General features: G+C 59.8%; 22 protein-coding genes. 9 read left to right on the forward strand and 13 right to left on the reverse strand.

Translation table 11 applies throughout. The features are described 5' to 3' along the window. Window positions 1-31: 31 nt before the first annotated feature. From MRS74_RS11475 to MRS74_RS11500, 6 genes are all read right to left on the reverse strand, one after another. The gene (locus MRS74_RS11475; protein WP_254580427.1) at window positions 32-448 is read right to left on the reverse strand and encodes a PilZ domain-containing protein; all 417 of its coding nucleotides are present in this window, start codon (window positions 446-448) and stop codon (window positions 32-34) included. Between the two features lie 109 nt (window positions 449-557). Beyond that, the gene (locus MRS74_RS11480; RefSeq protein WP_254580428.1) at window positions 558-1,406 is read right to left on the reverse strand and encodes an ABC transporter permease; all 849 of its coding nucleotides are present in this window, start codon (window positions 1,404-1,406) and stop codon (window positions 558-560) included. Between the two features lie 53 nt (window positions 1,407-1,459). Continuing rightward, window positions 1,460-2,767: an ABC transporter permease gene (locus MRS74_RS11485; RefSeq protein WP_254580429.1), complete on the reverse strand. Its 1,308-nt coding sequence runs from the start codon at window positions 2,765-2,767 to the stop codon at window positions 1,460-1,462. A gap of 109 nt (window positions 2,768-2,876) precedes the next feature. Beyond that, complete coding sequence (locus MRS74_RS11490) at window positions 2,877-3,932, reverse strand: ABC transporter substrate-binding protein (RefSeq protein ID WP_254580430.1); 1,056 nt, start codon at window positions 3,930-3,932, stop codon at window positions 2,877-2,879. A gap of 51 nt (window positions 3,933-3,983) precedes the next feature. Then, the gene (locus tag MRS74_RS11495; RefSeq protein WP_254580431.1) at window positions 3,984-5,105 is read right to left on the reverse strand and encodes an ABC transporter ATP-binding protein; all 1,122 of its coding nucleotides are present in this window, start codon (window positions 5,103-5,105) and stop codon (window positions 3,984-3,986) included. Window positions 5,106-5,890: 785 nt separating this feature from the next. Beyond that, a complete protein-coding gene (locus MRS74_RS11500; RefSeq protein WP_368671264.1) occupies window positions 5,891-6,715 on the reverse strand; it encodes an aldehyde dehydrogenase family protein in 825 nt (274 codons plus the stop codon). Between MRS74_RS11500 and MRS74_RS11505 the strand changes: the two genes are divergently transcribed. Further along, window positions 6,674-7,918, forward strand: coding sequence for an MFS transporter (locus MRS74_RS11505; protein WP_254580433.1), 1,245 nt, complete (start codon window positions 6,674-6,676; stop codon window positions 7,916-7,918). The genes MRS74_RS11500 and MRS74_RS11505 overlap by 42 nt on opposite strands. A 56-nt stretch (window positions 7,919-7,974) precedes the next feature. Here the strand turns inward: MRS74_RS11505 and MRS74_RS11510 are convergent, their stop codons facing one another. Continuing rightward, the gene (locus MRS74_RS11510; protein ID WP_254580434.1) at window positions 7,975-8,568 is read right to left on the reverse strand and encodes a hypothetical protein; all 594 of its coding nucleotides are present in this window, start codon (window positions 8,566-8,568) and stop codon (window positions 7,975-7,977) included. Between the two features lie 301 nt (window positions 8,569-8,869). Between MRS74_RS11510 and ftsH the strand changes: the two genes are divergently transcribed. Next, entirely contained in the window at window positions 8,870-10,750 is a 1,881-nt protein-coding gene (gene ftsH, locus MRS74_RS11515; protein ID WP_254580435.1) for an ATP-dependent zinc metalloprotease FtsH, read from the forward strand. Between the two features lie 43 nt (window positions 10,751-10,793). On the opposite strand, the gene MRS74_RS11520 is transcribed toward ftsH, so the two are convergent. Further along, on the reverse strand, window positions 10,794-11,732 hold the full coding sequence (locus MRS74_RS11520) for a LysR family transcriptional regulator (protein WP_254580436.1): 939 nt from the start codon (window positions 11,730-11,732) through the stop codon (window positions 10,794-10,796). A gap of 159 nt (window positions 11,733-11,891) precedes the next feature. Between MRS74_RS11520 and MRS74_RS11525 the strand changes: the two genes are divergently transcribed. From MRS74_RS11525 to MRS74_RS11540, 4 genes are all read left to right on the forward strand, one after another. Further along, window positions 11,892-13,355: an NAD-dependent succinate-semialdehyde dehydrogenase gene (locus MRS74_RS11525; protein WP_254580437.1), complete on the forward strand. Its 1,464-nt coding sequence runs from the start codon at window positions 11,892-11,894 to the stop codon at window positions 13,353-13,355. Between the two features lie 23 nt (window positions 13,356-13,378). Then, window positions 13,379-14,728, forward strand: a complete 1,350-nt coding sequence (locus tag MRS74_RS11530) for an aminotransferase (RefSeq protein WP_254580438.1) — start codon at window positions 13,379-13,381, stop codon at window positions 14,726-14,728. Between the two features lie 670 nt (window positions 14,729-15,398). Then, window positions 15,399-16,172, forward strand: coding sequence for a LysR substrate-binding domain-containing protein (locus MRS74_RS11535; protein WP_254580439.1), 774 nt, complete (start codon window positions 15,399-15,401; stop codon window positions 16,170-16,172). 575 nt (window positions 16,173-16,747) lie between these two features. After that, complete coding sequence (locus MRS74_RS11540; protein WP_254580440.1) at window positions 16,748-17,215, forward strand: META domain-containing protein; 468 nt, start codon at window positions 16,748-16,750, stop codon at window positions 17,213-17,215. Between the two features lie 43 nt (window positions 17,216-17,258). Here MRS74_RS11540 and MRS74_RS11545 read toward each other — a convergent pair whose 3' ends face one another. The 3 genes from MRS74_RS11545 to MRS74_RS11555 form a co-directional block, all read right to left on the reverse strand. Then, window positions 17,259-17,966 (reverse strand): sulfite exporter TauE/SafE family protein, encoded by a 708-nt coding sequence (locus MRS74_RS11545; protein ID WP_254580441.1) that lies wholly within the window; start codon window positions 17,964-17,966, stop codon window positions 17,259-17,261. A 46-nt stretch (window positions 17,967-18,012) separates the two neighbouring features. Beyond that, a complete protein-coding gene (locus tag MRS74_RS11550) occupies window positions 18,013-19,476 on the reverse strand; it encodes an amidohydrolase family protein (RefSeq protein WP_254580442.1) in 1,464 nt (487 codons plus the stop codon). Window positions 19,477-19,572: 96 nt separating this feature from the next. After that, entirely contained in the window at window positions 19,573-20,937 is a 1,365-nt protein-coding gene (locus tag MRS74_RS11555) for a uracil-xanthine permease family protein (protein ID WP_254580443.1), read from the reverse strand. A gap of 368 nt (window positions 20,938-21,305) precedes the next feature. On the opposite strand from MRS74_RS11555, the gene MRS74_RS11560 reads away from it, so the two are divergent. After that, entirely contained in the window at window positions 21,306-22,349 is a 1,044-nt protein-coding gene (locus MRS74_RS11560; RefSeq protein WP_254580444.1) for a LacI family DNA-binding transcriptional regulator, read from the forward strand. Window positions 22,350-22,399: 50 nt separating this feature from the next. On the opposite strand, the gene MRS74_RS11565 is transcribed toward MRS74_RS11560, so the two are convergent. Beyond that, entirely contained in the window at window positions 22,400-23,767 is a 1,368-nt protein-coding gene (locus tag MRS74_RS11565; protein ID WP_254580445.1) for a formimidoylglutamate deiminase, read from the reverse strand. A gap of 167 nt (window positions 23,768-23,934) precedes the next feature. Here MRS74_RS11565 and MRS74_RS11570 point away from each other — a divergent pair, with 167 nt between their 5' ends. Both MRS74_RS11570 and hutG read left to right on the forward strand, forming a co-directional pair. Then, window positions 23,935-24,519 carry a HutD/Ves family protein gene (locus MRS74_RS11570; RefSeq protein WP_254580446.1) on the forward strand — a complete coding sequence of 195 codons (585 nt, stop codon included), beginning with the start codon at window positions 23,935-23,937 and terminating at the stop codon, window positions 24,517-24,519. A 287-nt stretch (window positions 24,520-24,806) separates the two neighbouring features. Beyond that, window positions 24,807-25,598, forward strand: coding sequence for an N-formylglutamate deformylase (hutG, locus tag MRS74_RS11575; protein WP_254580447.1), 792 nt, complete (start codon window positions 24,807-24,809; stop codon window positions 25,596-25,598). Window positions 25,599-25,680: 82 nt separating this feature from the next. Here the strand turns inward: hutG and MRS74_RS11580 are convergent, their stop codons facing one another. After that, window positions 25,681-26,577, reverse strand: coding sequence for an AraC family transcriptional regulator (locus MRS74_RS11580; RefSeq protein WP_254580448.1), 897 nt, complete (start codon window positions 26,575-26,577; stop codon window positions 25,681-25,683). Between the last annotated feature and the right edge of the window lie 36 nt (window positions 26,578-26,613).

A 26,613-nucleotide genomic window follows, 5' to 3' on the forward strand; every position in this document is an offset into this window, starting at 1 on the left:
TCTTGCCCCGGCCCAGAGCGCCGGGGCGGTTTCATTGGCTGTTGCTGGGGAAGCAGTGTGCGTAGCGGGCAATCCACTCGATGGCGGCTTCCTCGCTGCTGTAAGCGATGCCTGATTGCCGGAAGGCCTGCTGGCGGAAACTCTCTATATGGCAGACCTGCTCTACCATGCGCACCGCAAAGGCGGTTTCTTCGTCAACAAAGCATATACCGAGCAGCGCATCCTCCTGCGCCTGGTAATGGCACCAGCGTACCCGGCCGGTGGCGCTGAACTCCGGCATCAGCAGCGGAATGCGAATAATGATTTCGGTATTGTCGGGCAGGCAATGGTGGGTGTGGACGCAGAGCCCGCCGAGGCTGACGTTCGACATCCTGTGCGAATGGGGCTGGCCGGCCAGCACAATCTGAATGGGGATCTCGGACGGGTGGCGGATATATTGGCGAGACATGGGCAGGTCCTTTCTCCACGGCGGCGCTGTGGCCTGCAGTATAGACGCTGTACCGATGCCGCTTGGGGTGTCAAGCCAGGCCTGACGCCCTGACGCTTGTCAAACCCCGTCAAATCTCCCCGGTGCGAATCTTCTCGGCCCGGGCACGCAGATATTCAATGGTCAGAAGCATCAGTGCCGACAACACGACGAGTAACACCGCCACGGCGAGAATGGTGGGGTTGATCTGCTCACGCAGCCCCGAGAACATCTGTCGCGGAATAGTGCGCTGCTCCGGGCCCGCCAGGAACAGAATCACCACCACCTCGTCGAAGGACGTGACAAAGGCGAACAGGGCGCCGGAAATGACGCCCGGTCGGATAAGCGGCATGATGACGTTGAAAAAGGTGTAACCGGGTGTCGCGCCCAGGCCCAGGGACGCGCGCATGAGGGAATAGTCAAACCCCGACAGTGCAGCATTGACGGTGATGATGACAAAGGGGGTGCCCAGGGCTGCATGGGCGATGATAATGCCCAGGTAACTGCCGGACAGCCCCAGCTGAGTGTAGAAAAAGTACATGCCGGCGGCGGTGATGATCAGTGGCACTATCATCGGGGACAGCAGCATCGCCATGATCAGGCGCTGAAACGGCATGACCGGATTGGACAGCCCGATGGCGGCCAGAGTGCCGAGCACAGTGGCGATTGCGGTCGCACAGAGGCCGATAAAGAAGCTGTTCTTGATGGCCAGCATCCACTTGTCGTCGTTGATAATCTCGGCGTACCACTTAAGCGAGTAGGCATCTGAATCCAGCGACAGCATGCCGGCGGTGAAGGTGAAATAGGGCTCAGCGTTAAATGACAGGGGCACTATGACCAGGATCGGAATCATCAGAAAGGCCAGCACCGCCCAGGCGGTGAGACGCAGACTGTGCATGCCAACCTTCTGCCAGAAGGTGAAATACTTTGGAAACTGCATGCTGTTATTCCCCGTCCTGTCTGGCTGAAAGAATCTCGGATGGCTTCATGCCGTTACCCCAGCTTGATGTTGCTGACGCCGACCAGGCGGTCGTATATCCAGTACAGCAGCAATATCAGGCCCAGCAGCAGCGACCCCAGAGCCGCGGCCAGTTCCCAGTTGTTCGATGACTGCATGTGGAAGGCAATGATGTTGCTGATCATCTGGCCGTCGGTGCCGCCCACGAGCGCAGGGGTGATGTAGTAGCCAATGGAGATAATAAACACCAGCAGGGCGCCTGCGCTGAGTCCCGGCACCGTCATGGGCATGTAGATGCGAATAAAGGCCGGTATCGGTTTGGCCCCCAGTGACAGGGCGGCGCGCAGATAACTGGGGTCAATACCTTTCATGACGCTGTAAAGCGGCAGGATCATGAAGGGCAGCAGAATGTGGGTCATGGCAATGACGGTGGAAAACTGGGTATAGAGCAGCTCCAGTGGTTCGCCAATTGCGTGGATTGATTGCAGAAAACTGTTAACTACGCCATTGGTTTGCAGCAGGGCAATCCAGGAGGTGGTACGTACCAGCAGTGAGGTCCAGAAGGGCAATAGCACGAACACCATCAGGGTGTTGGCGGTGCGGGTCGGCGCCGTGGCCAGGTAGTAGGCCAGCGGATAGCTGATGATGCCGGTGAGCAGGGTGATCAGTAGCGCGATCCACAGGCTCTTCATGTACAGCTTGACGTAGATCTGGGTGTCCCGCGCCACTATGTCGCCCTGGGTATTGTGCATCAGGTCCAGTGCGGTGAGATAAAAGTCGTTGGTAAAGAGAGCGCCTGCCAGCTTCATTTCCCGCCAGATCTCGACCTGCTGCCACTGCGGCTGCATGGCAAGCAGCTTGCTGGCACCGTCACGGGACAGCATTTCGGGATCGAGAGGTTTGATTTTTCGGGCGCTGGATTTGATCAGGCTGGAGCTGCCGGGCAGGGAGCGGTTGATCTCTTCGGCGAGCTTGCCCGAGCGACGATCGTCCGCGAGTAGTTGCAGCTCGACGGTAAAGATATTCAGGGCACTGTCACTGGGCCGGGCCTCACCGGTTTCGTCCCAGTCGGCCAGTACGGCCAGAGTCTCGGGAATCAGCTGCGCCACGGTCGGATGGTAGACGCTGCGATACAGCATGGTGCCGATGGGGGCCACAAAAGCGATCAGCACGAAAATAATCAATGGCGCAACGAAGGCCAGGGTAAGCAGCTTGCGCCGGCGCATGACCCTGCGGCTTTGAGATTTTTCCGCCGCACTCAGCCCTGAGTGGGGGGGCAACCCGGGGGTTGCCCCACCGCCTGATGCCCCGGTTGAGGCGGCAGAAAGCTCGGCTCGATGCATGGATAAAACCCCTTCTTCATACAGCGCCGGGATCGGCAGACCCCGGACATCGGTTGGGCTGGGCGCCGGTGCGGGTGTCGCCGCCGGCGCTCAGTTCAGCGGGTGCGGCTTACTTCAGCAGCCACTCGTTGAATTTTTCACCCAGAGATTCACCGTAGTCAGCCCAGAATTCACCGGAAGCCTGCAGGCCTTCATCGAGGTGAGCCGAGGGCAGCTTGGGCAGAATGGCTTTATCGACATAGGCATAGGACGACTGGCGCGTGGGGCCGTAGGCAACGTCCTGCATGCCGCTTTCGGGTTTTGAACTGGTGGCGAAACGAATGAAGTCTTCCGCCAGTGCCTTGTTCTTGCTGCCCTTGACGATGGCCCAGACATCCAGGTCGAAGATATGGCTGTCCCAGACCATTTCAAACGGTTTCTTGTCGCTCTGAATGGCATCAAAGATACGCCCGTTGGCCGACTGCACCATCACGGCGCCGCCATCGTTCAGCAGCTGCGGCGCCTGGGACCAGCTGTCGAACCAGACCAGATCGTCCTTGATGGTATCCAGCTTGGCGAAGGCACGGGCCTGGCCTGCGTCTGTGGCCAGCAGATCATAAACTTCCGCAGGCGGTACGCCGTCTGCGATCAGGGCCCATTCCATGTTCACCTGTGGGCGTTTGCGCAGGGCGCGTTTGCCAGGGTAAGTACTGGTATCGAACAGGTCGCCGATGGTGCTCGGCTTGCCGCCCTGAATAGTGTCGTTGTTGTAGGCGTAGAGCACCGTCCAGACGATATTGCCGACACCGCATTCATTGGAGAGCGCCTGGGGCGAAAAGTCTTCGCTGGCGGGCGTGCCGTCATCGCCGGGGGGGAGGCTGTCGTGGGGGAAGACTTCGAGCAGACCTTCAGAGCAGGCGCGTTCAAGGTCGATGACTTCGATGTCCACCACGTCCCAGAGAATATTGCCGCTTTCGACCTGGGCCTTGAGCTCGGCGATGCCGCCGGAGTAGTTTTCAAACAGGATCTTGTGGCCTGACTGCGCCATATAGGGATCGAGCATGTGCTTTTGCTGGGCGGCACCGTAGGCGCCGCCGAACGACACCGCGGTGAACTGGTCAGCCAGTAGCGGGCTGGCCGCCGTGCAGAGTGCGAGTGCCACGCCTAGCCGCTTGAGAGTATGCATCGTTATTGTTCCTTCTGCGCGTTGTGTTGGGTGCTGCTGTGAATGCTCGAGTCAGATGGCGCGATCCAGCGCCAGGCCGTCGGCCAGGTCCCAGGTCAGGCGAGTCAGGGCACCGGGTGTGAGAACCGGGGCCTGACTGTCGTTGAGTGCCTTGACCATGAGTTCTGCGCCGCTGCTCATCTTGAAGAAGTAACGGATAGAGTCGCCGACATAAAGCCGGGTGGTGAAACTGGCCTCAATGCAGTTATCGCGCAGGGTGTCGCCGGCGATAAAGAGGTTTTCAGGGCGAATGGTCAGCATGCAGGGCTCGCCCGGTTGCGGGCAGTTGGGGTTCAGCGTAGTGGCGCTGCTGCCATCGGCCAGGCTGATCTGGGCGCGCCCGCCTTCAATGCGGGCGACGGTGCCGGGGATGCGGTTGTTCTCACCGATAAAGTCGGCCACAAAGGAGTTGGCGGGGCGCTCGTACAACTCTTCAGGAGCGGCGCACTGCTCGACGATACCGTCGTTGAATACGGCGATGCGATCGGACATGGTGAGAGCTTCGGTCTGATCATGGGTGACATAGATGGCGGTAAAACCCAGGTCTTCGTGCAGGCGCTTGATCTCGAATTGCATCTGTTCACGCAGGTTTTTGTCCAGCGCACCCAGAGGTTCGTCCATTAACACGATACTGGGTTCGAAAATCAGCGAGCGGGCCAGGGCGACGCGCTGTTTCTGGCCGCCGGACAGCTGGCCGGGGTAGCGCTTGCCAAAATCCGCCAGTTCAACCAGCGCCAGGGATTCCTTGACGCGACGCTTGACCTCATCGGCGGATTTTTTGCGCACCTTTAACGGGTAGGCCAGGTTTTCACTGATTGTCATGTGAGGAAACAGGGCATAGTGCTGGAAGACCATGCCAATATTGCGGTGGTAGGGCGCAATATTATTGACCGGCTCGCCGTTAATCAGAATGCTGCCACTGGTAACATCTTCGAACCCCGCCAGCATCATCAGACAGGTGGTTTTGCCGGAGCCGGACGGCCCCAAAAGGGTGACGAACTCACCTTTGCGGGCATCGAGGTTAAAGTCTTTGACTACCAGATTGTGCTGGTCGTAGCTTTTCTTGACGTTGATAAAGCGGACATACTGGTCATCGGAGGAAGGGGCCTGGCCGGTGGTCGAGGTATCTGTCATTGAATGCGCTACTCCAAGCCTGTTTATATCGCAGTGCTGCCTGATACCATGCCAGTTCAATACTGAAGCTGATTTATGCTGCACTGAGTGTAGATGCTAATGGCTGAACATGCCGCCTTGGAATAACGCTTGAACGCCAAAATTTAACTGCAGATACAAGCCTTTGAGCAGTATGCGACAGTGGCAAATTAAAGCCGGCGAAGGATGATGGCAGCGAGCCTGTTATTAACCTGGCTGGCAAATAGCTTCCCTCCCTATTTGCCCGTTATGTACAGGAAGTACGGTCCCTTAACTTTTGCTCCTGCAAAGTAAGGATTTCCGCCATCCTTGGCGGTCATGCTGCACACGCATGGATGCGTATGTGCGGTCACCCCACAACAACAGGTGCACGTGCGTGGACGTGCTGCGCTCTTTCGAGAGAACGGGTGGGGTTCGCATTGGGCCATCGGTTCAACAGAAGGCCCAATGATGAAGCGTCCCTGCTGCATGTATGAACCTGCCGGGTTAATACATGCATGCCGTCGTTTTCCGTTTTCCATTTTTATTGTTGTGTTGGTCGTGTCTCTTTGCTCCACAGGCTGTAGCCTGTGATGCGATCCAGATGCTTAAAATAGCTCTGCCGTTCGCTGCAGCTATAGATCCAGCACCAATGGGCTCCGGCTCCAGCCATTTATATTATAAGAACATTGTTTTAGAGCTTTTTATTCGGCGGGTTTCAGTTAACCGGCCGGGCAAAGGCTGGTTTTTGCGTCCCGACCCCTGAACCCCAGGCGGCTGCACAGGGTTCAGGGCGCTTGTGAGTTACAGGCGCTCGGTCGAGGTCTGTAACGGTTATTGCATGCAGGCCCAGTCAGTTCAATAAAGCTCAGCTCAGCTGGCGACGCAGCTGCGTACAGTACTGTCGGCCGTTGTTGCTGCAGCTGGCTCGGCGCACCTGGGGTCAAAGACACGAATCGTTGCGACCGTGCTCTGGGTAAAGAAGTCGATGGCATCCTTGCCCTGTACCTTGTTGTTGCCCACCAGGGAGCCCTTGATGCCGCCAAAGGGCAGATAGGGATGGGGGCGCAGATGCCGATGTTGACACCGACCATGCCGACATCGGCCTCGTTGATGAATTTCTCGGTGTAGAAGCTGTTCTGGGTAAAGATGCAGGCGCCATTGTCCAGCGGGTGCTTGCGGGTCATGCGCAGGGCGCCGTCGATGCAGCTCACCTTGATAACATTGAGCACGGGCCCAAAGATTTCCTCCTGGGCGATACCCATGCAGGGGGTCACATCGGTAAAGATGGTGGGGCCGACGAAATAACCGTCCTGATTGGCTTCGGGCAGTTGCGGGTTGCGCCCATCCAGCGCCAGGGTGGTGCCTTCTGCCAGGCCAATGTCGGTAAAGTCGTGAATCCGTTTCCTGGCGCTGGCGGAGATCACCGGGCCCATGAACACATCGGGATTCATGGCATCGCCCAGGGTGACCCGGCGCGAGGCTTGCAGCAGGCGGGCGAGGAAGTCGTCGTAGATTTCCGGCACTACGGCAATAATGAGAGATGTTCTGCAACAACAAAGGCGAGCCGCATGAAGCGCGAAGCGAACAAGACAGGCGTCCTGCAGCGTGATCCCACCGGTTGCTGGTGGGGGCTGGCGGTGCTGGCAACGGCGGTGCTGCTGGCCATGACCACCTGGTTCTCGGCCACGGCGGTGGTGCCGCAACTGGTGCAGCACTGGGGGCTGGTGGATGGCCAGGCCGCCTGGCTGACCATTGCCGTGCAGCTGGGCTTTGTCGCGGGTGCGCTGGGGTCGGCGCTGCTGAATCTGGCCGATCGCATTGCGCCAAGACGGCTGATGCTGCTGGGTGCCGTGCTGGCGGCGCTGGCCAATGCTTTGCTGTTGCTGGCGCCCGGGCTCTGGAGCGCCATCCTGTTACGTGCCATCACCGGTGCCTGCCTGGCGGCGGTGTATCCGCCGGCCATGAAGGCCATGGCAACCTGGTTTCGATTCAAGCGCGGGACGGCGCTGGGCATTATGGTGGGGGCGATTACCCTCGGCTCGGCGGCGCCCCATCTGGTGAATGGTCTGGGTGGGCTGGAATGGCAGCGGGTAATAGTGGCCACCTCCTTGCTGACCCTGGCGGGCGGGCTTATTGCCGAGTTTCTGGGGCGTGATGGTCCTTTCCCGTTTCCCGGTGCTCCCTTCGATCCGCGCAAGGCCTGGCAGGTGTTTACCGATCGCAGGGTGCTGCTGGCCTCCCTGGGATATTTCGGTCACATGTGGGAGCTGTACGCCATGTGGGCCTGGTTTTCTGTGTTTTTTGCCAGCACCCTGGCGCTGCACGGGGTGGAGCAAGCCGGCCGATGGGCGGCCTTCGGCACTTTCGCCGTGATCGGTGTCGGCGCTGCGGGCTGCCTGGTCGGTGGCTTGCTGGGGGATCACTGGGGACGCACCAAAGCGACGGCGCTCGCCATGGCACTTTCCGGCGGCTGTGCGCTCATTATCGGCTTCATGCAGCAGGCGCCGGTACTGCTGGTTTTGCTGGTGGGGCTGGTGTGGGGCTTCTGGGTGGTGGCGGATTCGGCCCAGTTTTCCACCCTGGTGACGGAGGTGGCGGACCAGAGTTACGTCGGCACGGCGCTGACGCTGCAACTGGCGATCGGCTTTATCCTCACGGTGCCCACCATCTGGCTGATACCGGTTATTCAGCAGGCGGCAGGTTGGGGCGCCGCCTTTGGCTTGCTGGCATTGGGACCCCTGGCCGGCATATTTGCCATGCGGGCGCTGGAGCGGGACACCGAACAGCGCGATGCCCAGCTGGCAGATTCCTAGTCGATCAGCAGGGTTCTCACCTTTAGCGGACCTTCGAGGGTTTTGTGCACCGGGCTTCAGCAGGCGCTGGGTGGTTGCTTCAGCCAGTAGTGATTGATCAGCTGGATGACGATAACCCCTAGCAGCAGCAGGCCGCCGTAGGCCAGCAGGATCTGACTCCAGTGGGTGCTGAAATTCAGCTCCTTGCAGGCACCCAGTGCCAGGGGTGTGAGCCAGGACACCACTGAGATTACCGAGGCGCAAAGCATGGCCGTCTGTCGGCGCCGGCTGCAGTCATGGAACAGGGTCTTGCCGATTCGGGCCTCTATATGGGGCAGGATGAAGCGGTGAATCAGCATGCCGTTCAGAGTCAGAATGGCGACGATAATGATTTTCGCCCAGACCTTGGGGTTGTGCAGCCCCTGTTCAAAATAGGCCAGGTAGTGCAGCAGGTAGCCTGCGCCCGATATCCAGAGCAGGCCCAGACCCAGGCTAACGACACGGGTTGACTGGCGCAATATGTCGAATTTTTCCCGGCTAATGCTGCGCCGGTGGAAGAAATTGAAAATGATCAGATCCAGCAGCAAGGCGCCGCCAATGCCCAGGGCCAGGCCAAACAGGTGTGTAATCTTGATCAGGGTTTTCAGCTCGAAATGGATATCAAACATCATCTGCCTTCTGTACTTTTGCGCTTGCTATTGTTTTTTATGAGTGGACGCAGCGCTGCCAGGTACGGGCTGCCCATGAAGGCGGCAGCGCACTGAGGCGGGAAAATATACAATATCAAAAAATAATGCAAATCATTATCGTTTAGTTTTTGGTTCATGATTTGCTTGGCTGCGGGCCGACAAGCCGGCTGGCCGCTGCAGTGCAAGGTGCGGGTTCGCTGTCAGCTACACTGATAGGATGAGTTTAATCACCAAAAAGTGCAGTTAAATGGCCGACAAACAGCCCGGAAATACACCGTCAGGAATGAGCCCAGTGCAGGGGCCGAGCTCCGGTGCGCGTCTGATCATCTGGTTCTTGACGGTGCTGCTGTTCTCCTTTTTCTGGCTCGATGCGTCAAAACGTCAGCATCAGGCGGATCTGTCCTACACCGCCTTCAAGGACCGGGTGCGGGCGGAGCAGGTGGCCAGCGTTACCCTGCAGGGGGAGCAGGTCAGCGGCACCTTTCGCAAACCGGAGCCAGGCTCGCAGGCGACGGGCAACCAGGAGGTGAAGCAATTCATCACGACCCTGCCACCGATCGATGATCCGGGCCTGATGCCCCTGCTGGAGCAATATGATGTCGAAGTGCGGGTGCTGTCCGAAGGGGGGAGCTGGTGGCAGCGACTGCTGATCGGGTTGGTGCCCTGGCTGCTGATTATCGGTCTATTCTGGTATGTCAGCAGCCGGATGCAGGAGCGCATGATGGGGGGCGGTGGTGCCGGCGGGATTTTTGGTTTTGCCAAGTCCAGGGCCAAGCGTTTCGATAAAGGGCAGTCCAGCGTGACCTTCGACGATGTTGCCGGATTGGACAATGCCAAGCGGGATCTGCGTGAAATCAGCGATTATCTGCGCGACCCGCAACCCTACCGCAAACTGGGGGCCAAGATTCCGCGGGGTGTTTTGCTGATGGGACCTCCCGGTACCGGCAAGACCCTGCTGGCCAGAGCCGTGGCCGGTGAAGCCAATGTGCCTTTTTTCAGCATAAGCGCGTCCGAGTTCATCGAGATGTTTGTGGGTGTCGGGGCTTCACGGGTGCGGGACATGTTCCAGAGCGCCAAGAAAGAATCGCCCTCCATCATCTTTATTGATGAAATTGATTCTATCGGCCGTGCCCGCGGCACGGGTCTTGGTGGCGGCCATGACGAGCGCGAGCAGACGCTGAACCAGATTCTCAACGAAATGGATGGGTTCGAACCCCATGAGGCGGTCGTGGTGCTGGCGGCGACCAACAGGCCTGATGTGCTCGATGCTGCGCTGATGCGCCCGGGTCGTTTTGACCGCAAGGTGACGCTGGACTTGCCGGACAGGACGGCGCGCCAGGCCATTCTGAAGATCCACTCCCGCGCGGTGCCACTGGCGGGCGATGTTGATCTGGTGCGTCTGGCGGCGCTGACGGTGGGTTTTTCGGGGGCGGATCTGGAAAACCTGATAAACGAAGCGGCGCTGCTGGCCGGGCGCAAGGGGAGCAGCGAGGTTGGCATGGCGCTGATGCTTGAGGCGCGTGACAAGGTCGTGCTGGGCGGTCTGCGCGAGATGCTGCTCAGCGATGACGAGAAACAGCTGGTGGCCTTCCATGAAGCCGGTCATGCGGTGGTTGCCAGCCTGCTGCCCCATGCCGATCCACTCGACAAGGTCACCATCATTCCGAGAGGGCGTGCACTGGGGGTGACTGAGCAGATTCCCGAAACCGAGCAGCACAATTTCAAGCAGAGTTACCTCCATGACCGCATCGGCGTCATGCTGGGCGGCCGCTGTTCCGAGAAACTGATTTTCGGTGAAGTGAGTTCCGGCGCCGAGGAGGATCTTAAGCAGGCCACATTGCTGGCGCGCCATATGGTGACGCACTGGGGCATGAGCGAGAAAATCGGCCCGGTCGCCTTCCATCGTGGCGAGGAGCATATTTTTCTGGGGCGTGAAATGGCGCAGCAGCGGGACTTCAGCGAGCATACCGCCGAAGTAATTGATGATGAACTCAGCCAGCTGTTGAAGCATCGCGAGGTCGAGATTTCGCAGTTGCTGAACAGCAACCGCGTGCTGCTGGAGTCAGTAGCCAAGGCCCTGCTGGAGAAGGAAACGCTGGAAGCGGACGAAATCCGTGCCCTTATCGATGCCTGTCCCAAAACTGCCCGCGGGGCAGCCAAATAGACCCGGCGGCAGGCTGCAGGAGTCTCTGGCGCCCCGGTACCAGTTATGCCGTCTCTTTCATCAGCGCATCCTGCAGGCAATCGAAAAACGCCTCTACCACCAGGTTGCGTTCGGTGCGGGGTTTGGTAATGGCGTAGAAACTGTTGCTGTAGCTCAGTTCGCTTTCCAGCAGGGGCTGCATTTCCGAGCCCCAGCCCCAGTTTTTCACCAGGTGACACGGCAGAAAGCCCAGATAATGGCCGGTAAGAATCAGGGTGGCGCGGGCTTCCTGATGGTGGGCGCTGACCTGCTTGTTCCAGCCGCTCATGGCCGGGTGCAGCTCACGGCCCGGCAGCAGGCGGGGCGACTCGACAAAGCGGTAGGCCTGCAGGTCTTCAAGCCGGATATCCGCTTCACTGCGGCCATGCAGCGGGTGGCCGCGGCTGCAATAGAGTGACATCTGTTCATCGTACAGTTTCAGGCTTTTGAGCCCCGGCATGTCGCCATGCAGCACAGTGATACCGATCTGCACCCGGCCGTCCATCACCGCCGGCACCACCTCGTCCGAGGCCATGGTGGCGATGCGCATGCGCACATCCGGGGCCTTGTCGGCGAAACGGCCCAGCGCATCCACCAGAAAGCTGCGCGGCAGCCCCAGCATGTGCTCGGCGCAGCCCAGGTCCAGCTGACCCATGATGCGGTCGTGGGACTGGTTAACCCGGTTGCGAAACTGATCCAGCGCCGACAACAGTTCCTGGGTTGCCTCGTACACCACCTTGCCCTGTTCGGTGAGTCCAAAGCCTGCCCGGCCCCGTTCGCACAGGCGCATGTCCAGGCGTTTTTCCAGATCCGCCATGTAGTTGCAGATGGTGGAATTGGCCAGGTTGAGTTCAACCTCGGCGGCGGTAAAGCCGCCGCAGTCAGCTACAGTTTTAAATACCCGCAGCAGACGCAGATCCATATCAGCCAGCTGGCCACTGATTGCCGTTTTGCGCTTGCCCATAGAGCACCTGGATACGGTTAATACAATTGTGAATACAAAGGTATGATTCTTTAAATCATCATATTAAGCAAGGCTAGCCTGTCCTATAACTAGAACCCTGATTTTGAGTCGGCGCCGATACAGGGCGCCGGCCAGCCAAACCCATCGAGGCGACACGCTATGAGTATCAAATTGCAAGATCCCGGCCTGCTGAAAACCCAGGCCTATATCAATGGCCAGTGGGTCGATGCTGACGATGGCGCCACCTTTGCTGTCACCAACCCGGCCAACGGTGAACACCTGGCCGATGTGGCATCGGTGGGGGCGGCTGAAACCCGTCGCGCCATCGAGGCGGCGGATCTGGCGATGCAGGACTGGAAAGCCCTCCCGGCCAAGGCGCGTTCGGCTGTGCTGCGTCGCTGGTACGAACTGATCATGGCGAACCAGGAAGACCTGGCGCTGCTGATGACCCTGGAACAGGGCAAGGTGCTGGCCGAATCGAAGGGTGAAATCGCCTACGGCGCGTCTTTCGTGGAGTGGTTCGGCGAGGAGGCCAAGCGTGTTTACGGTGATGTGATCCCGGCACAGAGCGATCGCCGTTCCATCGTGATCAAGCAGCCGGTCGGTGTAGTGGCAGCAATCACCCCATGGAATTTCCCCAATGCCATGATTGCCCGCAAGGTGGCGCCGGCGCTGGCCGTGGGCTGTTCGATCGTGGTGAAGCCTGCCGCCGAAACGCCGCTGTCCGCGCTGGCCATGGCCGAGCTTGCGGATCGCGCCGGCGTGCCTGCGGGCCTGCTGAATGTGGTGCCAGGTGCCGATGCGCCCGCCATTGGTGGCGAGATGACCTCCAACCCCATCGTCAAGAAGGTCACCTTTACCGGTTCCACTCCGGTGGGAAAACTGCTGATGAAGCAAAGCGCCGATACCGTCAAGCGCACCTCCATGGAGCTGGGTGGTAATGCGCCTGTGATAGTGCTGGATGATGCGGACCTGGATGCGGCCGTGGCGGGCGCCATCGCCGCCAAGTACCGCAACTCCGGCCAGACCTGCATCTGTGCCAACCGTATCCTGGTGCAGAGCAGCATTTATGATGCCTTTGTGGAAAAGTTTACCGCCAAGGTCAAGGGCTTCCGTCTGGGCAATGGGCTGGATGCAGACGCCACCCACGGGCCGCTGATCACCGCCAAGGCGGTACGCAACGTGCAATCGCTGGTGGATGATGCCGTCGCCAAGGGGGCGAAGGTTGAGATCGGCGGTCAGGTTGATGCCCTGGGCGATCACTTCTACCAGCCCACGGTGTTGAGCAATGTGGTTGCGGGCATGCGCGTGGCCCGGGAAGAAATATTTGGCCCGGTGGCACCGATCTTCCGCTTTGAAACCGAAGCCCAGGCCATTGCGATGGCCAACGATACCGAGTTTGGCCTGGCCGCCTATGTGTTTACCCGCGATGTGGGCCGGGTTTGGCGTGTCAGCGAAGGTCTGGATTTTGGCATGGTCGGCGTCAACGAGATTGCCCTGGGCTCCGATGCCACGCCCTTTGGTGGCATGAAGCAGTCCGGCCAGGGCCGTGAGGGTTCCAAGTACGGTCTGGACGATTATCTGGAAGTTAAATTCATCTGCATGGGCGGCCTCGGTCAGTAATCGGCAACCTGGAGAAACATAGAATGAGCGCTGTTATTTATCCAACCACCAACTTCAAGGCCATCGAGCAGCTGACGATCGAGCGCGGCGAAGGCGTCTATGTCTACGACAGCAACGGCAAGCAGTATCTGGAAGGCATGGCCGGTCTTTGGTGTACCTCCCTGGGCTATGGCAACCGCGAACTGATCGAGACGGCCGCCGAGCAGATGGGCAGCCTGTCCTTTTCCCACATGTTTGGTGGCAAGACCCACAGTGTCGGGATGGAGCTGGCAGACAAGCTGGCCTCAATGGTGCCGGTGGAGAATGCCAGGGTGTTCTTTGGCAGCTCGGGCAGCGATGCCAACGATACCCATATCAAGATGCTGCATTACTACTTCAGTGCTATCGGCAAGCCGCAAAAGCGCAAGATCATTGCCCGCGAACGCTCCTACCACGGGGTGACCGTGGCGGCGGCCTCGCTGACCGGGTTGCCGGTGAACCAGGCGCATTTCGACCTGCCGGTCGAGGCGCTGGGAATCCTGCGCACCGATGCGCCGCACTACTACCGGGGCGCCCTGGCCGGTGAAAGCGAGGCGGATTTCGTCACGCGCATCACCAACAATCTGGAGCAGCTGATACTGCGCGAAGGGCCCGATACCATCGCGGCCTTTATCGCCGAGCCGATCACCGGCGCCAGTGGCGTGATAGTGCCACCGGCCGGCTACTACGAGAAGGTGCAGGCGATCCTGAACAAGTACGACATCCTGTTCTGGGCCGACGAGGTGATCACCGGCTTTGGTCGTACCGGCAATGATTTTGGCTGCACCACCATGGGCATCGAGCGCCCGGCGCTCATGACCCTGGCCAAGCAGCTGTCCTCGGCCTACATGCCGATCAGCGCCTCGGTGATTAGCGGCGACCTGTACGATGCCATGGTTGAGCCGAGCAACAAGCTGGGTGTGTTCGGGCATGGCTATACCTATTCGGGGCATCCGGTCGCCTGTGCAGTGGCACTGAAAACCCTCGAAATCTACCAGCGCGACGATATCTTTGGCCGTGCCGCCCGCATGGGCGAGTACCTGCAGCGTCGCCTGGCGGAGTTCCGTGATCACCCGCTGGTGGGTGAAGTGCGTGGCAGCGGCATGATCGGCGCCCTGGAACTGGTGGCTGACAAGGCCAGCGGCAAGGCGTTTGACGGCGGTGCCGTGGGTGCCTTTGCCCAGCGCGCCTGCGAGCAGCACGGCCTGATCACCCGGGCGGTGGCCGGCTCCAGCATTGCCTTCTGCCCGCCGCTGATTATCAGCGAAGCGCAGATTGATGAACTGATCGAGAAGTTCGGCAAGGCCCTGGCCGACACCCAGGACTTCGTCACCCGCGAGAAACTGGTGGCCTGATCACCTCAGCCTGACGTTGTACCCGGTAACCGCACCCCATGCCTCTGGGGGCGGTTACGCAGTCAGATCGGTGTTGCATCCCGATCATCCTTTGCCGCCGAACTCCCGTTCGGCGGCTTTTTTATGTACAGGATGTACGGTATGCCACGGGCGCAGGGATGCGCAGGAGTGGCGATGTACAGGATGTACGGCAGAAAAATGCTCCTGCATTTTCTGCATTCCCGCCATCCATGGCGGTCGTATGCCACGGGCGCAGGGGCCGTTTTTTGCTCCCGGCAAACAGGTCAAATGTAATGTCTAGCGTAGCCGGTGCGTTTGTAGGTTGGGTGAAGATCCGAAGGATCGTAACCCAACAGCGGGGTTGCACTGCCTTCTTCCAGCGTTGTCGAATTATTGGAGTTTTACCGGTGTCGGATAATCCTGGTTTCGCCTGTTGGCGCGTTACTTTCTTTGCTCGCGCGAAAGAAAGTAACCAAAGAAAGCGCCCGAAGAAGCCGCGACACTGCGCGCTGACATTATTTTCCGGGCACCGCTGACAGCACATCCTTGTGCCGCATCGGCGGCTCGGCATCCATGCCTCGCCCCTGACGGGCCTGATCGGAAAATAACCCCAGTGCTCGTCGGCTTCTAACGGGAAAGGGGTGCCAACGTCAGGCGTAGGGTGCACTGATTGGAGCGAACTGCGCCATTGAACCCTACAGCGGCTAACGGCACAGCGCGTATATTGGTGATCTGGGAAATAGGTATACTGTCCCCGGAATTCCGCGAACAGGCTGTGGCAACGGCATCAGGAAGTTACGCCGAGCCGAAAGGGGTCTTATCTGTCACTGCTCCAGTCTTGTTTGGTCAGATACATATAGCGCCTATTCTGACGGAATATTTGCAACAGAATCCGTCTGTAGCAGTAAGAGCGGTTTTCTACGATCGCATCAGCAATATACTCGATGAGGGTTTGGACGTAGCCATCCGGATTGGCCATCTTAAAGACTCAAGTGTTTTTGCCACTCCAGTAGGAAGCATTCAGCGGCTTGTGTGCGCTTCGCCCATATATTTAAAAAAATACGGCATGCCCGGGCATCCTTCGGATCTCATAGATCATGAAATTATTCAGGCCTCGACGGTTGAGCCTTCAACGACGTGGCAGTTTGAATCATCGACAGGCACGGAGTCGGTAAAAGTCTCCCCGCGTCTGCAGTGTTCACAGAATGGAGCGGCAATAGCAGCGGCCAAGCAAGGTTTTGGGATCACCCGCCTAATGTCGTATCAGATTGGTGAGGAGTTAAAAAACGGCTCCCTGACGCGCATATTACGTGACTACGAACCCAAACCACTTCCGGTCAGCATCATTCATCTCGAAGGGCGGCAAGCCAACGCAAAGATCAGATCGTTTATCGACCTTGCTATCGATCGATTAAGGGCCAGTCCCTATATAGACCACTACTAAACAGGTCATTCGATATTGCCAGTACCCAGAGGAAAGACAGCAAACGTATCGATAGAGCTGTCGGCCACTTTCGCTCGAAGTGAAGCAATGTCCGGTAAGTGCCCTTAGGGGGCACTCAATAAAGCGTTAATATACTCACCGCCAAACCACTTTTGGCCGGTCACGCCATTGCTGATCGGTCAGTCCGGCGAGTTTTTGCTGTCATGGGGTAGCCCAACGGCTGCACGAACTGCCGTAGATCCAGCAACCACTGCTTTGTGACCCGCAACGGCTATTTCCCGGCCTCAGGCGAGCCGGTGCCAGCGACACTCAGAACTAACCCCTTCCAAACTGTAAGTAGGCCCTGTTGACGTTTGCAGGATATGTCCTGCGCGGAAGGGGTTGCTCTGCAAAACGCATCATACGGCTTCAGCGAACTTGCAAAGGGAGCCACCCTGAGCGTCGTCCGCTTCATTGTCTGAGGGATTTTGCAGAGCAACAGAACGCATCCGCAAACGCCAACAGGGCCTATAGTGACTCTTTAGTGAGGCGGCTCGAAAGCCGTTCCGTGGAATATCAGCAAGGGAAGTAAGCATATGTTAAATAGCGTGACGGTCAGAAGCTTCTGTTTGGCAGTGGTCATGGCGCTGGGTGCCGGTTGTGCGCAGCACAGCGGCATGATGGAAGAGGGCCTGATGCAGGAGGGGGTGGCGACCGATCCCGGCAGCGCCCAGGGCACCAGCTGGCAGTGGTTGTCGAAAACCACGCCGAGGGAAATGCTCGAGGTCGCACAGCCGGAGCGCTATACCCTGGCGCTGCAGCCGGATGGCAGGGTGCAGGCGCAGTTTGATTGCAACCGGGGGCACGGCAGCTACGAGATTAGTGATGGCAGGCTAACAATCGGCCCCGTCGCCACGACGATGATGGTCTGCTTGCCGGGGTCTTTGGATGCCGTTTACGGCCAGGCATTGGAGAAGGTGGAAAGCTTTCGCGTCGAAAACGGCGAGCTGCTGCTGGGGCTTGAAGACGAGGGAGGAACATTGCGCTTCAGGGCGGCACCCTGAGTGCATCGCCGGATCCCCGGCCGGGGATCCAGTGTTCATTGCCTCAATTCAGCAGCACAAAAAAGCCCGAGGTGATCGCAAACACCATCACGAAGTTGCGCAGAAAGCGGCCGTTGATGGATTTGTGCACCAGGTGGCTCAGCAGCATGCCGGCCAGCAGGGCGGGCAGCAGCCAGAGCATGGGGGTAATGCCGGATGATTCCAGATGGCCGCTTCCGGCCAGTACCGCCAGCGAGACAATTTCACCAATCAGGAAGCAGAGCGCGACCGAGGCCCGCAGTGTCGCCACCGGCATATGCTGGTACACCAGCGCCAGGGGCGGGCCGCCAATGCCGGTCGCTGTTTCGGTGATGCCGGTGATAACGCCGGTGGAGACGAAAGCCCGCTTGCCGGGGGAGAAAACCGGTGCCAGCCAGGTGGCGACCGAGGCCGCAATGGTCGATACACCGATCAGAATGTTCAGGTAATTGAGCGGCAGTACGATCAGCACCCAGAGACCGCCAAAGGTCCCCAGCACCCGCCCCAGCGTTATCCACTTGGTGCCCATCAGGTCAATGGCATCGCGTTCGCGCCAGGCAACGGCGGCATTAAGGGGCAGCATCAGTACCAGCAAGCCGACCGGCAGCAGCGACGGCTGCAAAATGCCCAGCACCGGGGCGACGATAAGCGCGAAGCCCATGCCGGTGCTGCCCTGTATAAAGGCGCCGCTGGCCACGGCCAGCGCCAGCCAGCCAAAAATTTCCGGGTTCATAGGGGAGATTCATCCTGTGTTGCAGATTGAGGAAAACCTGTGGCTATCAGCCGCTGCATGCTGCGGCAAGGGTATCGGCCGGGCCTTGGCTGCCCGGGTTCCGGCGGCTACGTTCGGCATGCTGCTGCCGGTGCTGATCCGAGAAGCTGTGGATTTTCTGGATCGGGGCCCCGGCAACACCGGCTTTGGCCTCTGCGCTGACCTGGCGCATCAGCGCCCGGGCGTCCCAGTCCAGCGGCCAGCCCTGCCATAGCCGCAGTTTGCCATCGACAAAGACGCCTTCGATCTGGTCACGGTTGGCCAGGCGCACCAGCTCCCAGCTCAGATCCCAGGATGGCACCATCTCCGGAACCTCCAGATCAATCAGCAGGAAGTCGGCCGCCCGGCCGGCGGCAATTTCGCCGGTTTTGCGGCCCAGCCCGAGCACGTCGGCGCCGCCCAGGGTGGCCTTCTCCAGCCAGGGCCAGCCACCGCCACAGGATGAGTCGCCGGCGGCCATGCCGAAGGCAAAGCGCTGGGCGGCCTCGGCGTAATCCATCAGGCGAAAGCCATCACTGCGGGTACCATCGGTGCCCAGCCCCAGGCGGATATTGAAGGCGTGCATCAGCTCGGCCTGGGCCACGGCATTGCCTTTCCAGGCACTGGCCACCGGGTTGTAGGAGACGGCGGTATCGGTCTGCTGAATCATGTGGATTTCAGTTGGCGTCAGCAGGGTAGCGTGGGCCAGCAGTGTCTGGGGGCCCAGAGCGCCGGCGTGATACAGATGTTCAACAGGACGCTGGCCGCGCTGCTCCAGTGAGCGCTCAACCGCCACCAGGTGTTCATTGGCATGGGTCTGAAAGATGATGCCGGCTTCACGACACAGAGACGAAACGGCGTGCAGCATTTCATCGGTTGCAATCTCGGGTATGGGGATGGCCAGGGAAGGGCTGACCAGGTGGCCGGACCCCTGCCAGGCACTGATATGCTGGTCGGCCCTGGCGAGGATGCTGTTCTTGTCCAGCAGCGTCGTGCCCTGCTTGTCATTGCAGACCATGCCGAGCACGCAGCGAATGCCGGCTTCCTCGGTGGCGCGGGCAATGCTGCTCAGTGCCGCGGAAGAGCGGGTGCCGGCATCGCAGACGGTGGTAAAGCCGCCGCGCAGGGCTTCCAGTGCCGCCAGCTTGCTGCTCAGATAGAGGAAATTTTCATCAAGGCTCGCTTCCAGAGGCACCCAGACACGGCGAAATATCTCCGACGGTTCGCCAAACACCAGCGCCTTGCCAAAGGCCTGGGTCAGGTGGTGATGGGTATCGATAAAGCCGGGCATGATCAGGCGGCCAGGCAGCGACAGCAGCGGCACAGCGGGCGCCTGGCGCTGCAGTTCGGCGACGCTGCCAACGGCGCTGATGTTCCCCTGGCTAACCAGGATGGCCTGGCCCTGTACCGGCTTGTCCCGGAGCAAAAGCCACTCGGGGGCCAGAATCTGTTCGGGCGCGTTAAAGTTGTTGGGGGAGAAGGGAGCTGTCATTGGAATTCCGCCAGTGTGTTCATTGAGAGTATGTAGCGGGCGCCGACGGGACCTGGGTCCCGCCGGTGCCTTGGCCCTGCGGTTGTCCGAGCGGGATCAGTTCTGCGACTGGATGGTCTTTTCCAGCGGGGCAGGCTTAGGTTCAGGCGCAGACTGGGTGTGATGAAAGATCGCATTCAGGACTGCGGCCGTAATGGCGCCGGCGGCGACACCGTTGCCCAGGAAGGCGGCGATGCCGGTCGGGAAATTGCTGTAGGCGCCGGGTACCAGGATCGGAAACAGACCCACCGCCAGGGCGACCGCAACAACATACATGTTGGCGCTGTCGCGCAGGTCGGTACGGCGCAGCATTTCAATGCCCATGACGCCGACGATGGCAAAGAGCACCAGCCCGGTGCCGCCGATCACGGCATCGGGTATGACCTGAATGGCGCTGGTAAAGGGTGCCAGAAACGAAATGACAATCAGCATGCAGCCGGCGGCTACGGTGACCCAGCGCGAGCGGATGCCGGTTGCCTGAACCACGCCGATATTTTCACCGCTGGTGATGATCAGCGAGGTACCAAAGAAGCCGCCCAGAAAGGAGATAATGGCGTCACCGCGGATGGTGCTGGCAACGTCCCGTTCCTTGTCGAGCTCCTTGCCGACCACCTCGCTGATGGCCACGGTCTGACCGGTGGCTTCCACCATGGAGATCATGCAGAAAATCATCAGCGGCAGGGCAGCGATAATATCAAAGGTGGGCATGCCAAAAGGCAGTACCTGGGGTACGCCGACCAGGGGTGTGAGGCTGAAGTTCTCGGTATGCATGGCGCCGGTCATGAAGGCGATCAGGGTGCCGCCGATCAGGCCGCCGAGAATGGCCAGTTGCTTGAATATGCCGGTCAGAAAGCGGGCCATCAGTACTGTCAGTACAATGGTCGCGAAGGCCAGGAAGATATTGCCGGGGTCGGCAAAGTCGGGCGCTTCAGGGTTTCTGCCAACGATCAGCAGGCCCAGGATTTTCACCAGGTTGACACCCACCAACAGCAACATGGTGCCTATGACCATGGACGGGAAGAACCTCAGCAGGCGCTTGAACACCGGTAGCACGACAAAATAGAACAGACCGGTCAGAATGACCGCGCCCGACGCCGTCGCTGCGTCGTACTGCTGTGCAATCTGAATAAACAGAATGATCGGGGCACCGCCTGGCAGCATGATAAATGGCAGGCGGGAACCAAAACCCGCGTAGCCAATAGACTGTAGCAAGGTGCCCAGACCGCAGATCAGAAAGGTGGCGCTGAGCAGGCTGGCGGTGAGGTCGGCATCGAAGCCCAGGATTCTGGACATCAGGAAGACCGAGGCGATGGGGGAGGCGGCCATAACCAGCACGTGCTGCAAGCCGAAGGCGAGCAGTGTTCGTAATGGCAGCTTTTCATCCACGGGGGCAGTCTTGCCCACGGCATCTGTGTTTAACATTTTGATTTTCCTTTGTATTTATTGTCGGCGTTAAGGCATCAAAGCATGTTGCTGCACGGCACTGACCAAATCGATTTGGGTTGGAGGTAAAAAATTCCCCGTACCTCTTTCCGGCAGAAAAAGCAGATACGGGGTCCTGAAACCCGAAAACCTAAAGGGTAGGCATGCATAAATCGATTTTGGTTGCATTTCGTCGTGGCCTAAATCGATTTGGTTAACGTACCTCCGTTAATGATTTCTGTCAACCGCTTCTGTTACAGGGGGAAGGAGTACCGGATAGCTCTGGGGCTCACGTATGCCAAATCGATTTAGAACGGCGGCCGGTTTGGGTATACTCAGACGCTGTGCAGCCCGAATTCGAGTGCCCCATGTCTGAATCCCCCCTTCGTGCCCCGTCCCGTTTGACCATTGCCGATGTCGCCAGGGCGGCAGGCGTTTCCCGTACCACTGTCTCCCATGCCCTGAATGACCGTGGCCAGGTTGATCCCCGGACGCGGGAGAGGGTCAAGCAGATCGCGCAGGAGCTGGGCTACCGTCCCAACCTGCGGGCGCAGCGGTTGCGCACAGGCAAAGCCAACTCCATTGCCCTGGTGTCGTCCATGCCCTTTTCCGTGGCCGGCGGCCCATCGCGGCTGGGTTTCATGATGGAAGTTGCGGGCTCGGCCATGGAGGCCGCCCTCAGACAGGGGCTGGCGCTGGTGCTGGTACCGCCGCTGGATGCGGCAGAGGCGCTGCTGGATGAGCTGGATATCGATGGCGCCGTGGTGATTGAACCGGCGGCCCATGATCGCAATGTGACACAGTTGCAGCGCCGCGGCGTCAAGGTGGTGTCTATCGGGCGCCAGCCAGAAGGAGATCAGGCCTTGCCCTATATCGACCTGCAGGGCTACGAGACCGGTCGCATCCTGCTGCAGCACCTGGAGGAGCAGGGGGCCCTGCGCACCGCGCTGCTGATCGGCACTCAGCCGCGTCATTCCTATGTCGATATGGAGCAGGCGTATCGGGATTTTGTCGGCGCACGGGATATGCCGGTGATCATCGCACGCGCCGAAGAAGCCGGCGGCGAAAGCGCCGGTCGCGAGGCGTGCCGGGCGCTACTTGAGAGTCACCCTGGCATTGATGCGATCTGTGCGCCGGTGGATGCCTTTGCCGTCGGTGTGGTGAAGGAGGTTCAGGCCCGGGGGCTGCGTGTGCCCGAGGATATCCGTGTGGTGACCCGCTACGACGGTCTGCGGGCCCGAAGCTGCCAGCCGCCTCTCACCGCGGTTAATCTGCATCTGGACGAGATTTCCGCCCTGGCCATTGACCTGCTGTTCGAGCATATCAATGGCCGGACTCAGCGCACCGTCGTGACGGGCCCCAAACCCGGCCTGGTGATCCGGGCATCCTCGGTTAGCCCTCGCGGCAATTGACCGGCTCCCATCGTCGCCGGGCGTCAACGATGCTGTTTGCTTCTTGGTCATCAGGCGTCCAGTAGCGACTTGAGTACCTGTTTGAAGCGGGTCGCACTGGTTTCTTCCAGCGGGTGGTGGCCATCCTTGATGACCCATTGCCCCGCAACCATCACATCTTTTACCGGGTTACTGCTGCTGGCGAACAGCCAGCGATTGAGCAGTGCATCGCCCTGGGCGGTCGCCAGGTAGGGGTCGTTGTGGTCCAGTACCAGCAGGTCGGCGCGTTTGCCGACGGCGAGCGCACCGATGGCTTGCCCTGACGCCTGGGCGCCACCGGCCAGCGCCGTGTCGAAGAGCGTGCGGCCAATCACCGGGTTGTCCTGACGGTAGAGGCGGTTGCGCTTTTCATCGCGCAGACGCTGCCCGTACTCCAGCCAGCGCAGTTCTTCAACAACGCTGAGCGATACATGGCTATCCGAGCCGATGCCAAAACGCCCGCCCTGGGCCAGGTAATCGGTCGCCGGGAAAATGCCGTCACCGAGATTCGCTTCGGTGGTCGGGCATATCCCGACCACGGCCTGACTGCGCGCCATGGCCGTCACTTCGTCCGCCGTGGCATGGGTGGCATGCACCAGGCACCAGCGATCATCCACCGGTACGTTCTCGTAGAGCCATTGCAGTGGCCGGCGCCCGCTCCAGGCCAGGCAGTCGTCGACTTCCTGCTGCTGCTCGGCGATGTGAATATGGATGGGGCAGCGGCTGGATTCGACCGCCAGCACCTGCGTCACCTGCTCGGGTGTTACCGCACGCAGCGAATGGAAACAGAGCCCCGTGGATTGACAGGCGTGTGCGCTCTGGTGCGCGCGTATGGACTCCAGCACACCGAGGTAGCTGTCGACATCGTTGATGAAACGGCGTTGGCCGTCGTGTGCCGGCTGTCCGCCGAATCCTGCATGGCTGTACAGCACCGGCAGCAGTGTCAGGCCAATGCCACTGTTTTCGGCCGCCCGGCTGATCCGCAGGGCCAGCTCTGCCGGTTCGTCGTAGTGGTGGCCGTGCGGATCGTGGTGGACGTAGTGGAATTCGGCGACATGGGTATAGCCTGCCTTGAGCATTTCGATATAGAGCTGGCAGGCGATGGTCTCCAGCTGTTGCGGGGTTATACGGCCGACCAGCTTGTACATCAACTCGCGCCATGTCCAGAAACTGTCCTGCGGATTGCCGGCCACTTCGGCCAGGCCCGCCATGGCGCGCTGAAACGCATGGGAGTGAAGGTTGGGCATGCCCGGCAGCACTGGCCCCTTCAGAGCGTGTGCGCCGTCGCTGCTCGCCTGGGTCTGGATATCCTGGATGAAGCCGTCGGATGACACCTCGATGCGCACCGCATCGGCCCAGCCCTGTGGAAGTAGTGCGCGTTCAGCGTAATAGGTTGGCATCCTGGTTCTCGTTCTTTTGAATGTATATACATAGATATATACATGTGTTTTCAAGGTGCGTAAACTGCTATTTTCACCGCTCAATCATGGGGCTTAACGATACGCCTGTTCAATACGTACCTGCAGTGTCCGGGGATGCGTCACTGCCTGAAGGGAATATGTCTATCATGATTCAACTTTTGCGCGCGCCAGGGTATCCACGCATGCCCTGGAAAAACGGTGCAGGCACTACGCTGGAAATCATGCGTGATGCCGGCGTGAACCTGGATGGGTTTGGCTGGCGCGTATCGATCGCGGATATCGACGAGGCGGGCGCCTTTTCGTCGTTCGCCGGGTACCAGCGCATCATCAGTGTGCTGGAGGGAGAGGGTATGTGCCTGAGCGTCGACGGTGCCGATTCTCGCCCGTTGCGCGCCTTTGATCCCTATGCCTTCGCGGGAGACAGTCGGGTGGAGTGCCGCCTGCTGAACGGTGCAATCCGTGATTTCAACCTGATTTATGCGCCCCAGCGCTATAGCGCGCGCCTGCAGTGGTTACGCATAGAGCAGGCCCAGCGGCTGTTCAGCTCGGCAGCAACCGTCCTGGTGTTCAGTACCGGCGAGGGCCTGCAGGTTAACCGGCGAGGAGACGACTGCGGTGTTCTGGGGCGTTACGACTGTCTTGGTATCGGTGGCGACGGGCAGCTGCTGGAGCTGACGCTGTCGGCGCCGGCCGCGGTGAACTGCTGCCTGATTGAATTGACGCCCCTTTAGCACCGGGTGAGCAGGCGCTGTTCTGAGCCCGGCCCGCACGGCTTTTAATCGGATGGTGTCGAAACGGATAGTATCGAAGCGGTGTGCAGAGTTGGCATCTGTGATGTTCAGTGGCCTGCAACGTAATTTGTATATACATTTGGAGCCTGAAGCCCGGCCAGCCGGCTTGGTCCCGTTTTTTCCCGGTCTGGAGCGGCTTTGCGTGTGACGCCGGCCAAGCCGTTTTACGGGCAGGCCCGGTTGCCACGCAGTATCCGCAAACATAAACAGAGCATACGGAGGTATCCATGGAGAACGTTCTAAATTTCACGCGCGGTCGAGTGCCGCTGCTGATCAGCATGCCGCATCCCGGTACATGCCTGACACCGGCTGTCGAGGCGGGGCTGGTGCCCGAGGCGATGAGTCTCGCCGATACCGACTGGCACATTCCCGAACTGTACGATTTTGCAGACGCGCTGGGGGCCAGTGTGCTGGAGGCGCGCTATTCGCGCTATGTGATCGATCTCAACCGCCCGGCCGACGACACGCCGCTGTACGCCACGGCCACCACCGGGCTCTACCCGGATACGCTGTTCGATGGCCGTCCGCTGTTCCGCGACGGGCTGGCGCCGTCTGCAGCGGAGCGTGCCCGTTACCTGGCAGAGATCTGGACGCCCTATCACCAGACCCTGCAGGCGGAGTTGCAGCGCCTCAAGGCCGAGTTCGGCTATGCGCTGCTCTGGGATGCACATTCCATCCGTTCGCAGGTCCCGCGGCTGTTCGACGGCCGCCTGCCGGACCTGAACCTGGGCACCAACAGTGGTGCCAGCTGCAATCCTGCGTTGGCGGCGCGGTTGCAGGCGGTGTGTGCGCAGCAAAAGGACTACAGCCACGTTTTTAACGGTCGCTTCAAGGGCGGCTATATCACCCGCCAGTATGGCGATCCGCAGGCGGGTATTCACGCCGTTCAGCTGGAACTGGCGCAATGTGCCTATATGGATGAAACCGAACCCTTTGGCTTACGCCCGGATCTGGCACAACCCACCCGGCAAGTCCTCAGGCAGCTGCTGCAGGCGGCGCTGGATTGGGAAGGGCGCTGACAGCGGGTTTGGCACATTTGAGTCCCGGCGGGCGGCCCGGTTGCTGCCGGGGTGGCGCTACCAGCCCGGTGGTTGGCAAGCTTCAGGGCGCGCTGGCGACCGGCGTCAGTTTGCGGTAGTCCGACGGCGTCATGCCCTTGAGTGCCTGAAAGCGGCGGTTGAAGTTGGAGATGTTGGTGAAGCCCACATAGAAGCAGATCTCGGTGATGGGCAGGTCGCTGTGGGCCAGCAGGTCACAGGCCCTTGTGATGCGCAGGCTGTTGATAAATTCAACCAAGCGCCGCCCGGTGGCCTGGCGGAAGAACTTGGAGAAGTAGGTTGGCTGCATGGCCAGATGCTCCGCGACTTCTTCCAGGCTCAGGTCGCGGTTGTAGTGCTCGAAAATGTAGTTCACCGCCAGATTGACCCGGTGCTGATTCTTTTCGCTGCCCAGGCGGCGGTACTGATCGCTGGACAGCAGCGCGTACTGGTCGGTTTCCGCCAGCAGGCTCATTAAACTCAAAAACGCCGCCAGTCGTCTGAGGCCTTCGCTTTGCGATATCTCCTGCATCAGCGTGCTGACCTGGCTGATCAGCGCCGGGCCCTGAAACTGAATACCGAACCTTGAGCGCTGCAGCAGGGTGTCGAGGGAGGTGATCTCCGGAAAAACCGAGCGGGCTGACTGGATCAGTTCATCGGTAAAGGTGACCACCTTGTCGCGCTCCGCGAAGGTTTCGCCATCATTGGTCTGGCTGATCCAGTTATGGGGCAGGTTGGGGCCGGTGAGTATCAGGTTGCCGGGGTAGAAGTTGCCGATGTAGTCACCCACAAACACCTTGCCCGAACTTGCCGTAATCAGGTGCAGCTCGTATTCCTGGTGGTAATGCCAGCGCACCAGCGGATGGGGGAAGCCATGCTGGCGATACAGGATGGAGCTATTCTCAAGGGGATTGATCAGTTCGTAGGCTGGATCCGCCTGTCGCTCGGCACGATTGGGCATGGTGCGAACGGGCCTCCCGGGGTGCTGGTTTGAACA

Source organism: Marinobacterium sedimentorum (genome assembly GCF_024267675.1).
Classification (GTDB): domain Bacteria; phylum Pseudomonadota; class Gammaproteobacteria; order Pseudomonadales; family Balneatricaceae; genus Marinobacterium_A; species Marinobacterium_A sedimentorum.